Origin of the sequence: Kitasatospora sp. NPDC056783 (genome assembly GCF_042789895.1) — a bacterium.
Lineage (GTDB): Bacteria > Actinomycetota > Actinomycetes > Streptomycetales > Streptomycetaceae > Kitasatospora.
On record NZ_JBHUAF010000015.1, the window covers coordinates 36277 to 50014 of the forward strand.

Genomic DNA, 13738 nt, shown 5'->3' on the forward strand with positions numbered 1-13738 from the left:
GCCGTCAACTACTGCCGTCACTCGCCCTAGAAGCCCCGCCAGGACACGCCTGACGGGGCTTCTATTTGCTGTCGATATCACTCAGCGAGGCAGCTGAGACAGCATCTGCGTGAGGTCGTCCGGAAACTCAGACATGTGCGATTCGGCGCAGTACCTCACGGTGCAGGCCGCAGAGACCAACTCCATCGCCGAATACTCGCCGCTCGACAGCATCCTGGCACACATTCCCAGAGGGACCACAAAGTCCGCTTGAGCTTCGTCCGTTAGCGAATCGAGCAAATCAGATTCCTCCGAGAGAACCAACTCCACGACCGAACTCAAGAATCCTGCAAGTTCAGAAGTATCCACTCCACGAGCGAGTTTGACCATGTCTTCGTATTCGGCGAAGCCGAACCGATTGACCCGGAGATGTTCCCTGCTCACATCAATTCCCATCGAAGCTGATTCCCTGATTCCGCAGCCTAGGCTGGCAAACCGTTGGGCAAGGACTGGCTGGGGTGCCGTGTGCGCCACCGGGCGGCGAATTCAATCCCCTCACCTTTACCACTTCGAACGATCCCCCTCGAACTCCAGCTGCACCCTCGGCCGCTTCGGCCTTGATGAGGCACATTGTCTCGGCACACCCAGCATGATAGCGCCCCCCCTCCGGCGTGAACTGCCGAACAAGGGAATCCACTTCTCCGCCAGGGGTTGGAGTCAGATCATGACCCGAGTGACCAAAGTACGTCTGACCTGACGGGGACGTATATTTCGCTGCAAAGAATGGGCCATCAACCTTGTTGAAGTCGGGACGCAGACTATCGGCGTATTCCGCAAGGCTGTCACAGTTGTGAACCAGGACCGGCGTAGCGCCCGCCAGCACATAGTACGTGTGGAGGTCGGCGATGGTGAGGTCGTAGGCGACCTGGGGGGCGGTGTCGTAGTTCTTGACTGCCAGGACGGTGGGTGTGCGGCCGTCTACGGTGCGGACGGTGTCGCCGGGGGTGAGGTCGGCGGCATCGGTCCACTGGCGGGTGGTCTCGTCCCAGAACGGGTGGTGCTGGGTGCTGGTGAGGTTCTCTACCGTTCCGGGTTCGCCGTTGGCGTCATTGACCTGGATTTGCAGGTCGGTGAAGTGCTCGTCATCCGGTGTCCGGATGGTGCGGACGACGGACTTGGACTCGGTATCTCCCGTTGTCGGGTCTGTTGCCTGGACCCGGTCTCCGAGCTGGAGGTTCTCGATCGTCTGGGTCGTGCCGTCAGCGAGGAGAACACGGGTACCGGGCGGGAAGCTGTGGGTGGCGTTTTCCGGCGATCCTCCACAGGAGATGAGTGACAACGCGTCGGACACCCCGTCGGACACGGCGTCGACCTTGTCCGCGGCCAAGGCGGCTTTCCCGGCCTTTCCGGCCAATGCGAACAGGCGCTCACCCGGGATGGCGCCAGCAAGGTTCTGGGCGGCGCTCGTGTAGTTGCCGTCGTAGATGTCCATGGCGGCAGACCCGGCAGAGCCTATGACGTTGACCACGGGCATGTACTGAACCGCGTCGAAGAGTTCATGGACGCGCTGCTTGAGCGACCCGCCGCGGTGGATGATGAAGACGTGCTTGCTTACGACATTGGGGTGTTCCTTGCTCCCGCTCCACTGGTTCCAGTAGCGCTCGGTCCAGGAACCGTCTCTCTCGAGCGTGAACGTCTCGTGGGTGACATTGCCCTTGTCGTCGTAGCAGGTGCCGACTCCACCGCAGACCCCGTCGGGACGGAGTCCGTTCGGGTCACTGAGGTTGACGGGGTTGTTGTTGCTGTAGACGTAGCCGTTGATCTGTTGCGGGTCGGTGAGGTCGAGGACCGGGTCGACGGAGATGAAGCGGCCGTTGGCCGCGTCGTATTCGCGGGCTCCGAGGTGGGTGAGGCCTGTGGTGGCGTCGTTGGTGCCGCCGACGAAGCCTCGTTCGGTGGGCCAGGAGGCCGGCTTCTTGCCACGTGGGGTGCCGAAGGCCGTGGTGTCGCCTCGCGTGTAGGCGAGGCCGTCGGCGTTGATGGTGAGCTGGGCGGTTCCCTGCTGGTCGTTGATGAGGTAGTTGAGGCTGCCGTCGGAGGACTTGACGATGGTCGCCTGGCCGACGGTGATGTAGCGGGTGCCGGTGACCTTGTTGGCGGCCTTGTCGAACCTGAGTTCCTGGCCGTCCAGGTAGAGCGTCACCGCGTCGGGCTCACGGCGCAGGAGGCGGTTGCCGTTGGCGTCGTAGAGGAAGGTCGTGCTCTTGCCCGCGGTGGTGGACGTGGCGAGGTGGCCCTCGGTGTCCCATTCGAGGCTCTGGTCGCCGTCGGCGGTGACGCGGCGGATGGTGTTTCCGGCGTCGTCGTAGGTGAAGGTGTCGGTCCGGGCGCCGGTTCCGGTGATGTCGACCCGGGACAGGGCGTGCGGTCGGGTGCCTCCTGGGGCGGGGTAGGTGGAGGTGCGTTGGGTCTGGTCGCTCTGCTGGTTCTCCGCGATCTGGGTGAGCTGCGTCCAGGAGAGCCAGCCGGCCGTGACCGCGGACCGCTTGGTGTAGTTGAGGGTTCCGCCGGCCGCTGTGATGAGCTTGAGGTCGCCGCCCGAGTTGACGACCGACACGGAGACGGGCTGGTTGAGCTGGCCCACGACCTGGCTGACGTTGCCCCAGGCCTGCCAGTTGCCGTCGGGCTTGCGGACGGTGTGCCAGATGGTCCCGTTGGCGATGGCGACGACTTCGAGGCCGGCTCCCGTCGCCGTGGCGGCGAGGTTGGCGGGTGCGGCGAGCGGTCCGGTCATGCTGTAGACGTCGCCCCAGGCCTGCCAACTGGCGTCAGGCCTGCGGATGGTGTGCCAGAGCTTGCCGCCCGCGAGCACCATGACCTCGAGCCCGCTGGCGGTGGCCGCGCTGGTGACGCGGGTGGCACCGGTCAGGTTGCCGGCCATGCTGTAGACGTTGCCCCAGACTCCCCACTGGCCGGTGGGCTTGCGCAGGGTGTGCTTGAGCACGCCGTCGGAGAAGGTGAGGACCTCCAGCCCGGAGGCGGTGGCGGACAGCGACAGCTGGTTGGGGCTGGCGATCGGACCGACGACGCCGGTGACGTCACCCCACGGCTGCCAGGAACCGTCCGCCTTGCGCAGGGTGTGCCAGATCCTGCCGCCGGCGATGGCCATGATCTGCAGGGTGTTGTCGGACCAGACCGCCGCGACGTGCTCGACCGCGGCGGGCAGAGCACCGGCCTGGGTCGTGGTGTGCAGGTTCTCGTAGTTGCGCCAGGTCCCGTTGGCACGCTGTTGCGCCAGGTAGACCTGGCCGTCGGCGATCGCCACCGCGGAGGTCTGGCCGTCGCCGGCGATGGCGACCGAGGTCACCTTGGTGGTGTCCATCAGCGGGCCGGGGGCGGCGCCGCTGGTGCGGTTGGTCGCCTGGGTGCGGTTGCCGGCCGCGTCGTAGGTGTAGCTGGTCCAGTACGGGTCGGCTCCGCCGACGAACGGGCCATTGGTGGAGGTCGGCTGGGCCGCGCAGTCGTCGGTCGCCGACCAGGCGTTGGTCAGGCGCTGGGCGAAGTCGTACGTGTAGCACTGAGTGTCCGTGACGGCGTTGCTGTCGCGGGCGTCGCGGACCTTGGTGATGTTGCCGATCGGGTTGTAGGTGTAGGTCTTCTCGTCGAGTATCTGCGGTCCGCTCTTCTCCCGGTCGGTCCGCGCGAGCGCGAGGCGCTGCGTGGCGTCCTCGTAGAGGTAGGTCTGAACGGCACCGGATCCGAAGCGGCCGATGGTGCCCTCAATGACCTGGCCGAACGGTGAGTACTTGTTGCCTCGGGAGTAGACCTGATTGCCGCCGTCGGTGACGGTGGTGGGCAGGCCCAGCGGGGTGTAGTCGTGGTGGATGGTCTCCTGCGCCAGGCCACCGCCTGCCGGGTAACTGGTGGTGTCGACCAGTCCGGTGTCGGGAGTGTAGGTCTGCGAGGTGGTGTAGGAGCCCGCGAGGGGCCCTACGCTGTCCGGGATGGTGACGGAGGACCCGGTGGGCCGGGCCGCGCTGTCGAATCCGGTGACAGCGGTGGTGAACGCCTTGCCGTTCTCCCAGCGGGTGCTGCCGGTGGCCAGGCCGTTGCTGCCGGGCAGGGTGTCGTAGGCCCACTCCGCCAGCTTGGTGCCGCTGGTGGAGCCGTCGAACATCCCCGTCTTCCGGCCGAGGATGTCATAGGTGTAGGCGAGAGTCTTGCCCCGCGCGTCGGTGACGGTGGCGACGGTGCCGTCCGCGTTGTAGGTGCTGGTGCTGGTGCCCTTGTCCGGGTCGACCGCCTTGGTCTGGCGGCCGAGCAGGTCGTACTCCCAAGTCCAGGCGTTGCCCGCGGCGTCGGTGAACCGCGTGAGCTTGCCGGCCGGGTTGTAGGAGTACTTCAGGGTCTCGTACGTCGACACGTCTGCGTCGACATTCGGGCTTCCGCTTTTGTAGTGCCGTACCTCGGAGGTGCGACCGTGCGCGTCGGTGATCGTGAGCGTGGGCGTGCCGCCAGCGGGCGGGGTCGTCGCTCCCCAGTTCACCCCGTAGCGGGTGGTGGTGCGCCACTTCTCCACGTTCAGGGACTTGAAGATGCTGGCGGTGGGCCGGTCGAGGCCGTCGAACTCGGTCTCCGTCTGGGACGGGACCTTGTTGTCCAGGCCGATCCACAACGCGGCCTCCGGGAGCCCGTTTGCGTGGTAGGCGGCGTTGGTGCGGTAGACCCGGCCGTGGCTGTCGTAGAAGCTGTCGGTGATGTTGCGGCCACCGTCAACGCCGTACGCCGGTTCCTGGACCTGACGCGGACGCAGGAGACCGTCGTACAGGGCGATGCTGGTGCGGTAGTCACCGCCCTCGAGAAGGGTCTTGGTGGTGACGGCGGGCTGCTTGCCCGGTTCGATGGTGTAGGTGTACTTCGCGTTGGGCGAGGCGCTCTTGTCCCGGCCCGGGTTCCACACGGCCGTGGTGCGGCCGAGGGCGTCGTAGTCGACGTAGGTGGTGCGGTTGTTGGCGTCCACGACCTTCACCGGGAGGGCGCGCAGGCCGTCATAGGTGGTGGTGGTCGTGAACTTCTTGGGATTGGTCGACTGGACGAGAGTGGCCTGGCTGCCGGTCGCCGGGGTGTAGGACGTCGTGGTCTCCGCGTTGTTGACGTCCTTCACGGAGGTCGCACGCCCGTACTGGTCGTACGCGGTGGTGCTGACCGTCAGATAGTTCGGGGTGGTGCTGTTGTAACGGTCCAGGGCGTCCGTCGAGGTGGCATTGGCCCGGCCCGGTTCCGGAGCGGTTCCGAAGGACCTGCCGTCGTAGGCCGTCCTGGCCTCACTGGTGACGGTCGCGGGTGTGGCCGCCGTCGAGCAGAGCGTGCTGCTCGTCTGGACGTTCTGCGGGTAGGAGATCAGCCAGTTGACCGTGTCAGGCGTGACGTAGGTCGTGCGGGTGCACTGCTCGTCACCGGTGACGTTCGTGTCGCCTTCGTCGGAGACCGTCGTGGTCTGGCCGTAGCCGTCGAAGGTGCGGCTCTCGCGGAGCGTGCGGGCCGTGCTGCCGTCCGGCTGGAACGCCTTGGTGGTGACGCTCTCGGTGCGGATCATCGTGGCGGCCACCGGCGGCAGGGCGGCGGCCTCGGGTCGCCCGGATTCTCCCGGCGGGGTCGCGGTGGGCTTGCCGTCCTTGCCGGGCAGGGCCTTCACCGCCCGGCTCGCGGTCCCCCGGACCCAGGGGGCGTTCACCGTGCTGGTGACCGGCTTGCCCCCGTCCTGGTCGTAGACGATGGTCTCGCGGCCGTAGCCGGCGAGCTCGTTGCTGTCCTTGACGCCCTGGAGGAGGCTGACGGGCCTCGGCTGACCGTTGGCGAGGGTGTCGCCGTCCATGCCGCGGAAGTAGACGGTCTCGCTCAGACTCTTGCCGGAGTCCCCGACGCGGGTGCGGACCCGCTGGTAGCCGCGGAAGTCGTTCCAGGTGCGGTCCTTGTCCGGGGTGAACTCGGAGTTGTCGCGCCGCCAGGCGGCCCCGTCGAGGTACTCGTAGCCGGTGACCTTGTCGGGGGATCCCGAGCCGGCCACCATGTCGTGCTCGGTGACCTTCTCCACGAGGTACTTGTGGAACCAGTCGAGGACCGGGTCGACCGCGCCCTCGGGGGTCCACCAGGTCGGGTAGCACCGCCTGGTGTTGCTGTCCGGAGTGGGCAGGGCTCCCGCGACGCAGTCGATGTCCGTGTACTTGACGTCGGTGTTGGAGCCGGTCTCGGAGGTGATCCGGTTGATCCGGTACCGGTTCATCGGAGGCCGGCCCTCGGCGGAGTCGACCCGGTTGGGGCGCAGGTCCCCGCCGAAGGCCACGGGCTGGAGGGTCTGCTGGGCAGCGCCGGCCTTGGCCGTGCGGGTGATGGTCTTCAGCCACAGGGCGCGGCCGCCGCTGTCGCCCGTGGCGGGGAAGTCCTGGTCCAGGCTCCAGGAGTCGATGTCCTTGTAGCTGCCGTTGCCTTGCAGGGCCTGGGTGCTGATGCCGGTCAGTCGTTTCTTGGACCAGAAGGTCGGGGCGCCGTTGCGGCAGTCCTGGCCCTTGTCGCAGGACTGGTCGACCGGGGTGTCGTACCAGTTCGCGGCGTTGGCCTTGGTGAAGGAGCAGTCCGTCGCCACGCACCGGTCCGCGGTGGAGAAGGCGACCTTGCCGGCCGGAGAGGCGTTGTAGACCTGGCCCGCCCGGTGACCGTACTCGACGTGGTTCAGCGTGGCGGCGCGGGTGTAGACCGCGTCGGCCTTGGGAGTGGTGGTGGCGCCGCCGCTGTTCTTGGCGTAGGCGTTCTTCTCCTGGTCGTAGAAGTACGCGATCGCGTTGCCGTGCGGGTCGACGACGTAGTCGAGCTGCCAGCGCCAGGCCCGGTCTCGCGAGGAGTCCTTGAACGCCGGGGCGTAGCCGGGCTCGCCGGGGTGGTTGCCGAACACGGGCACGGTCAGGGCCGATCCGGTCTCGGGCTTGCCGGCGATCCACCCGGGCAGGCGGTTCTTGCCGAAGAAGTACTGGGTGCCGTCGGTCGTGGTGACCTTCCAGTACTCGTTGTCGGTGTCACCGTTGGCGGTGTCCGTGGCGTTGCCGTTGAGCTTCTCCACCCGCGAGCCGTCGTCGTTCGACAGCTTCCAGGTGCCGGTGGCGTCGTCGCGCACCAGGGCGGAGCTGCTGCCGTTGAGCGAGACCGTGGCGTTGTCGGACTTCCAGCACAGGTCACCGCCCTTGTCGGGAGCGTTGCTACCCGAGCCCTTGTCGCCCGCGCAGCCCGTGTAACTGCGCTCGATGAAGCCCGGGTTGTAGTCCCAGCCGTCACCTATCCATGAGGACTGATTGTTGGTGGTCGCGGTGCGCCCGTCGATGGCGGCGGACGAGTAGCCGAGAGTGACGTGGGGAGTCAGGTCGCCGGGCACCGGGGGCACCTGGAGCGCGTAGGACCAGTTGAAGGAACCGGTGTTGCCGCTCACCGACCAGGCACCGGACGCGGAGAGCGAGGTCGCCTTGTAGTCGCCTTCGGGGCCCGATGCCCCGGCGACGGCAGCGAGGACGGCCGGTCCGGCGGCCGATGTGCTCGCTGCCTGGGTGACCGACGCCTTGACGGCGCCGCCAGGAGCCTGGTCGGCGGGGGCGGACACGGCGATGTCCGCGGTCAGGGTCCCGGCCTTGGTGTCGTTCGAGGCGGCCAGCGGCGTGGTCGTGCGGCACTGCGGCTGGTCCGGTGTGGTCAGCGCGCACGCGGGCAGCTGGACGAAGGTCAGGCGGGAGCCCCAGTCCGCGCCGAACGACTCACGGAAGGCCTTGTAGTCCAGCTGGATTCGGGCCTTGTCCGGAGTCGCACTGCCCACCACCGGCTCGACGCCGACCAGGACACCGTCGAGGCCCACGGAGGCTGCGGCGGCGCGGTCGGACAGGCCCACCCGGACCTTGGGCTGCTCGCCCGATGCCGGGCCCGCCCCGGCCGATGTGACGGTCAGCGGCAGACCGGGCACCTTCGCCTGCACGGACGGATGCTTCGCCGAGGCCGGGGGCAGGGCGATCTCGGCCTTCCCCGGCTTGGGCCAGGCCGCGGCCGGAGGAGCAGTCGGGAGTTGGACCGCCTTAGGGTCACGGCGTTCCGCCTCGACCTTGGCGAGCGGGACGGGCTCGATGTGCTGGACGGGCGGTGGCTTGAACTCGCTGTCGGCCGCCGCCGCGATGGCCGGGATCTGGATGGCGGCGGCGATCAGCGCCGTCACCGCCATGGGCGCGATTTTACGGAGCACAGGGCGTGCTATTGCCTCGGCCCGGCGCTTTCGTGATCCGGGTGAGGCGCCCGTGTCGGATGGATACATCCGTTTTTCTTCCTCTTGGTCGTGTTGTGCGGGTGCGATCACACCCGGGCGGACGCTACCAAGAGGGTTTGACAGAACGCCTTTTGATGGCCAGCCACGCACCTCACTCATGCCCCCTTTATCTCTCTTTAATAACTCCTTCACGCACCGACCGACACTCCTCCGTAGCGGCGGCGATCCAGAAAAGACCCCTTTGCCTCCTAAAATCCCTCTGCCGTGCTCACCCTCCGCGCTGTGTGATCACGATGTGGCATCTGATTTCCCCTTCGTGCCGGAACCGGCCGTCAAACTCCCCGACGGACCGCCACCACGCGCTTGCATGATGAGGGCCCCGCGAACCGAGGAGAAAGTGACGGGATGCACCACCACAAGGTCCACCGAATAGGGCGAACAACCCGGAAGTCAGCGGCCGCGCTGATCGCAGCGACCGCCGTCGGATTCGCGACGATGGGACCGATTCCTGCCCTCGCGGACACCGGGAGCCAGTCCCCTCCGTCTGCGGCGAAAACCCCAGAACAAGTAGCATCGGTGATGGCACGTCAAATCGGTCAACCCGTCGAGGTCGCGGAGCGGCAGGACGAGACGACCGATCTCCTGGCGAACCCGGACGGCAGTTTCACCCAGCGGCGGCATGCGCGGCCTGTGCGCGCGAAGGTCGCAGGGTGGTGGCAGCCGGCGGATGCGACGCTGGAGCGCCGTGCCGACGGCAGCATCGCTCCGAAGGCCTCGGTGTTCCCGATGACGTTCTCGGCCGGCGGCAGTGCCCCGCTGGCCACCATGCAGAAAGACGGAAAGTCCCTCGCCATCACCTGGCCGGCGCCGCTGCCGCAGCCCGAGTTGAACGGTGACACGGCCCTGTACCGCGAGGTGCTGCCCGGGGTGGACCTGAAGATCCTCGCCGAAACCGACGGCTTCGCCCACCAGCTGGTCGTCAAGACCCGCCAGGCCGCCGAGGATCCGCGTCTGGCCCAGGTCACCTACGGGCTCAAGACCTCGGGAATCACCCTCGGTACCGGTCAGGACGGCCGGATCGCCGCGACCGACGATTCCGGCAGCACGCTCTTCACCGCACCGGCCCCGCGGATGTGGGACTCCCACGCTCCGGCCGCCATGGCCCAGCAGCAGCCCACCGCGGCGCCCTCTGCGCTGGCTCCGCGGTCCGCCGAAAGCACGCCGCCGTCGAACCCGGCCACGCCCGGTCCCACCGAGCACGCGCCGAAGACCATGGCCACACAGATCACGTCGGACACGCTGCGGCTGACCCCTGACGCCGGTCTGCTGCACGGCGCCGACACGGTCTTCCCGGTCGTCATCGACCCGACGTTCACCGACGGCTGGCGCAACCGCTGGGCGGTGGTCTACTCCGCCACACCCGGCGAGGCCTACCCGGACGGGAACGGCTGGCACTCCGACAACCCGGCGGACGAGCCGCGCGTCGGCTACAACGGCAGCGGCAACACCCGCTCCTACTTCGAGATGAACACCAGCGGCCTGGCCGGGGCCACCATCAGATCGGCAACCTTCCACGTCGAGGAGACTTACTCATGGGGCTGTGACCCGGCCAAGGCGGGTAACACCGAGCTCTGGGCGACCGGCCCCATCAACCAGACGACGCCGACCTGGAACAATCAGGACAGCGTGGCTCCCTGGAAGTGGCAACTGGACGCCAAAGCCTTCGCCCACGGCAACCCCACGTTCTGCCCTGGGAACGCAGGGGTCGACTTCAGCACCGAGAACCTGCGCGCCGTCGTCCAGGGCGCGGCGGATCGCGGCGACGGCAGCGTCACCCTCGGGCTGCGCACCCCGGACAACTACCTCGGCAACACGAACAGCTACAAGCGGTTCAAGAACAAGCCGTGGCTGGAGGTCACCTACAACCGTCCTCCCGTGCTCCACGACTACGCGGCCTGGGAGGGTCAGTGGACGCCGGGCAGCAGCGGCAACGTCAACGTGCCGTGCGTCAGCGACCCGGCGGCCTGGCCCACGGTCGGGCGCAACGACGTCGTCCTGACCGCCAGGATCTCCGACCCCGACAACGACACCGACCTGAAGGCCAAGTTCGAGGCCTGGGACCACGACACCGGGCAGTTCTTCCCGCCGCTCCAGGCAGGGGCTCCCAGCGGTTCGTGGGCCATCACGCGACTCAGCGCGGGCGACCTGCGTGACGGTGGCCGCTACAAGTGGCACGTCCAGGCCGACGACAGCCTCACCGTATCGGGCTTCGGCCGTGACTGCGGCTTCAACGTCGACCGCACGCCGCCTTCCAAGCCGACCATCACCGCCGCGGACGGTCACAGCATCGACATCGAGGACGTGCCCGCCCGCAAGCCGCGCACGGTCAAGTTCGCCTCCAGTGACCAGTTCGGGCTGAAGGGCTTCTGCTACGTGCTCAACAAGCCCCTGCCCGTGGTCAACCAGGGCTGCGGCGGAACTTGGGTGGACGCCGATCCGGACGGAACGGCGACCGTGACGCTCACGCCCACCATGTGGCCGACCAACCGGCTGACCGTCCAGGCCATGGACAGGGCCGGGAACCTCTCCCCGTTCGACGGTTCGGACGGCGGCCCCAACTCAAGCACGCGGCTGATCACGACCGCGTTTCCCGAGTTCGTCCACGACGCCACCGACCCGGCGCTCGTTCGCGACCGCCCCGGCGACCTGACCGGCGACGGGCACGCCGACCTGGTGGCCGCCACCAGCACCGGCGACCTCGTCCTCTACGCCGGGCGGGGCGACGGCACCTTCGAACAGCCCCGGACCGTCGCGAGCCCCGGCTGGTCCGGCGCCCAGATCACCCACCGGGGCAACTTCACCACCCAGAACCCGGGCCAGATGGAGGACGGCTACGAGGACTTCCTCGTCAAGCAGGGCACCCGGCTCTACCTTTACCCCGGCAACGGCATGGGCGCCCCCGACGAGTACCGCCGCGTCGAACTGCTCCACCCCAGCGGAGGCGACTGGTCCGGCACCAGCCAGATCATCGCCCCCGGCAACCTCGACGACCGCCCCGGTAACGACATGATCACCAAGGACGGCGACGCCCTCGTCCTCTACACCGGCACCGCCGCAGGCCCCCTGGCCGCCGAGACCGGTACCACCAAGCTCAAACCCGCCACCGTCATCTCCTCCTCCGGCTGGGCCGACTACGACGTCCTCGCCCCCGGCGACGTCAACGGCGACGGCATCCCCGACCTGCTCGCCCGACGCAACACCTCCGACCCGAGCGACCCCGAGTACGGGCGCGTGCGCCTGGTCCTCGGTGCCCGCACCGCCGACGGCCACGGATACCAGGCCCCCAGCCCCGCCACCGGCGCCGTCTACGCCACCGGCCTCGACCCCCAGCACCGGCCCCTGATCACGACGCCCGGCAACCTGCACGGCACCGTCGCCGACAGCGGCAAGGGCTACCCGCTGTTCACCCCAACCCCGGGCCAGACCACCGGTGACGTCCTCGCGACCACGCCGGCCGACCCCACCGCCGCGGTGACCCACTACACCGCCGGCGGAAGCGCGCAGACCACCACCTGCCCGACCGGCTGCCTGCTGATGTACCCGGGCACGCCCACCGGGCTCGGCCTGCCGCGCCTGGTCGCCCAGGGCAACCTGCACACCGTCACCGCGCTCGACGGCGGGCAGAGCCTGCGTAGCCCGGCCACGGCCATGACGCGCGCCGCCAACGGCACGCTCGTCGCGGTGAAGGTCAACGCGGACGGAAGCCTGTGGGCGACCAACCAGACCAGCACCACGGGCGGTTTCCGCAGCTGGTACGCGCTCAGCGGCCCGAGCGTCCACACCGGTGACGCGGCACCGCTCCTGTCGCCGGCGGGCGGCGGCACCGTGCACATCTTCGCCCGCACCCGCGCCGGCCGGATCGTCGACTACGCTCAAGCCGACCCCGCAGCCGCCTTCAGCCCCGCAACCGCCATCGGCAGTTCCTCGCCGGTGTTCGCCCAGGACCCCGCCGTCACCCTCGCCGCCAACGGCAGCATGATCGTCACCGCCGTCGACACGGCGGGCGACCTGTGGGCGACCAACCAGTCCTCGCCCGGCACGCCGTTCGGCACCTGGTACAAGGTCAGTGCCGGCGGCGGCCTCACCGGCCGCGCCGCCTCAGTTCGGTCTCCCGGGGCCGGCGGCACCATCAACCTGTTCGCCCGCACGACGAACGGACACATCGGTTACTTCGCTCAAAGCAGCCCCACCGGCGGGTTCAGCAGCGGTGACTACCTCGGTACCAACTCGCCCGTGTTCGCCGGGGACCCGAGTGTCACCACCTCCGCCAGCGGCGGCATGATCGTGGCCGCCATCGACGTCAACGGCGACGTCTGGGCCATCGACCAGGCCGGCCCAGGTACGGCCTTCCGCTCCTGGTACCGGATCACCGCCAGCGGCGGCACCGGCGGCGCCACCAGCATCGTGCTGTCCGCCGGAGCCGGCGGCACGGTCAACATCGTCGCCCGCACGAAGAACGGCCACATCGCCCTGTTCGGCCAGAGCGACCCGACCAGTGGCTTCGGCACCGGTGTCACCCTCGGCGACCCGAACATGATCTTCGCCGGCGACCCCCGCGTCCTGCTCTTCGACAACGGGGCCATGGTCGTCACCACGAGCGACGTCACAGGCACCACCTGGGCGATCGACCAGCCCGCCCCGGGACAGGCCTTCCGCTCCTGGTACCAGGTCTGACCGCTGAGGAGGCCATGAAGTCCGGTTGGCCTGGCATCAGACGCCAGGCCAACCGGCTGTCCTACCGCCAGGGGTGTTCGGTGACCCAGCCCCAGACGTTCGACCCGCGCCTGGTGAGCGCCCGTGGGCGGTAGTGGGCATCTAGGCCGTGTTTTAGAAGTCGTTGAACTGTCTGGTCGGGACGCCGGGGCGGTTGCGGCCCGCCATCCAGATGGTTAGTCCCTTGGCGATGCGGTCAATGCTCGTCTCGGTGATGACTTCGTGCTCGCGGCGCGTGCCATCTCGCAGGACGATCTCGTAGCCGCTCTCGTCCAGCACCGCGACGGAGGCGAACCAGGCGGGATCGTCGTCGTCCGGCTGGATGACGACGAAGGTGTTGTCGGTGCGATCGAGGTCGCTGATCAGCATGAACAGAGCGTCCTCGGACGGGTCGTCCAGGTGGTCGCCGTTCTCGCTGTCCGCGCAGTAGTACTCGGCCGCCACCGGCTCTCCCCTTGCGTGTGCTGCTCGTATCCGATGGCCAGCATGGCACGGTCACGCGGCCAGCAGGGTGCTCACAGCCACTGGTGGATCGCCGCGATGTGGACCGTGGCCTCGAACCGGACCGCGAGCTTGTCGAATCGGGTGGCCACCGCCCGGTGCTGCTTGAGGCGACTGATCCCACACTCGACCGCGTGACGGGCCTTGTAGTCCTGCCGGTCGAAGGCCGGAGGGCGGCCACCCGCGTGACCA

4 protein-coding genes and 1 pseudogene are annotated in these 13738 nt (G+C 68.3%); 1 reads left to right on the top strand and 4 read right to left on the bottom strand.

The annotated features are described in order from the left end of the window. Nucleotides 1–81 precede the first annotated feature (81 nt). Entirely contained in the window at nt 82–435 is a 354-nt protein-coding gene (locus ACFRMQ_RS04635) for a hypothetical protein (RefSeq protein WP_380726875.1), read from the bottom strand. Beyond that, nucleotides 425–8230, bottom strand: coding sequence for a polymorphic toxin-type HINT domain-containing protein (locus tag ACFRMQ_RS04640; protein WP_380726877.1), 7806 nt, complete (start codon nt 8228–8230; stop codon nt 425–427). The genes ACFRMQ_RS04635 and ACFRMQ_RS04640 overlap by 11 nt, the downstream gene beginning before the upstream one ends. A 621-nt stretch (nt 8231–8851) precedes the next feature. Between ACFRMQ_RS04640 and ACFRMQ_RS04645 the strand changes: the two genes are divergently transcribed. Further along, nucleotides 8852–13006: a DNRLRE domain-containing protein gene (locus ACFRMQ_RS04645; RefSeq protein ID WP_380726879.1), complete on the top strand. Its 4155-nt coding sequence runs from the start codon at nt 8852–8854 to the stop codon at nt 13004–13006. Between the two features lie 153 nt (nt 13007–13159). Here the strand turns inward: ACFRMQ_RS04645 and ACFRMQ_RS04650 are convergent, their stop codons facing one another. Both ACFRMQ_RS04650 and ACFRMQ_RS04655 read right to left on the bottom strand, forming a co-directional pair. Beyond that, complete coding sequence (locus tag ACFRMQ_RS04650) at nt 13160–13489, bottom strand: hypothetical protein (protein WP_380726881.1); 330 nt, start codon at nt 13487–13489, stop codon at nt 13160–13162. A 71-nt stretch (nt 13490–13560) separates the two neighbouring features. Beyond that, a pseudogene (locus ACFRMQ_RS04655) lies at nt 13561–13738 on the bottom strand (IS5/IS1182 family transposase); the annotation flags it as partial.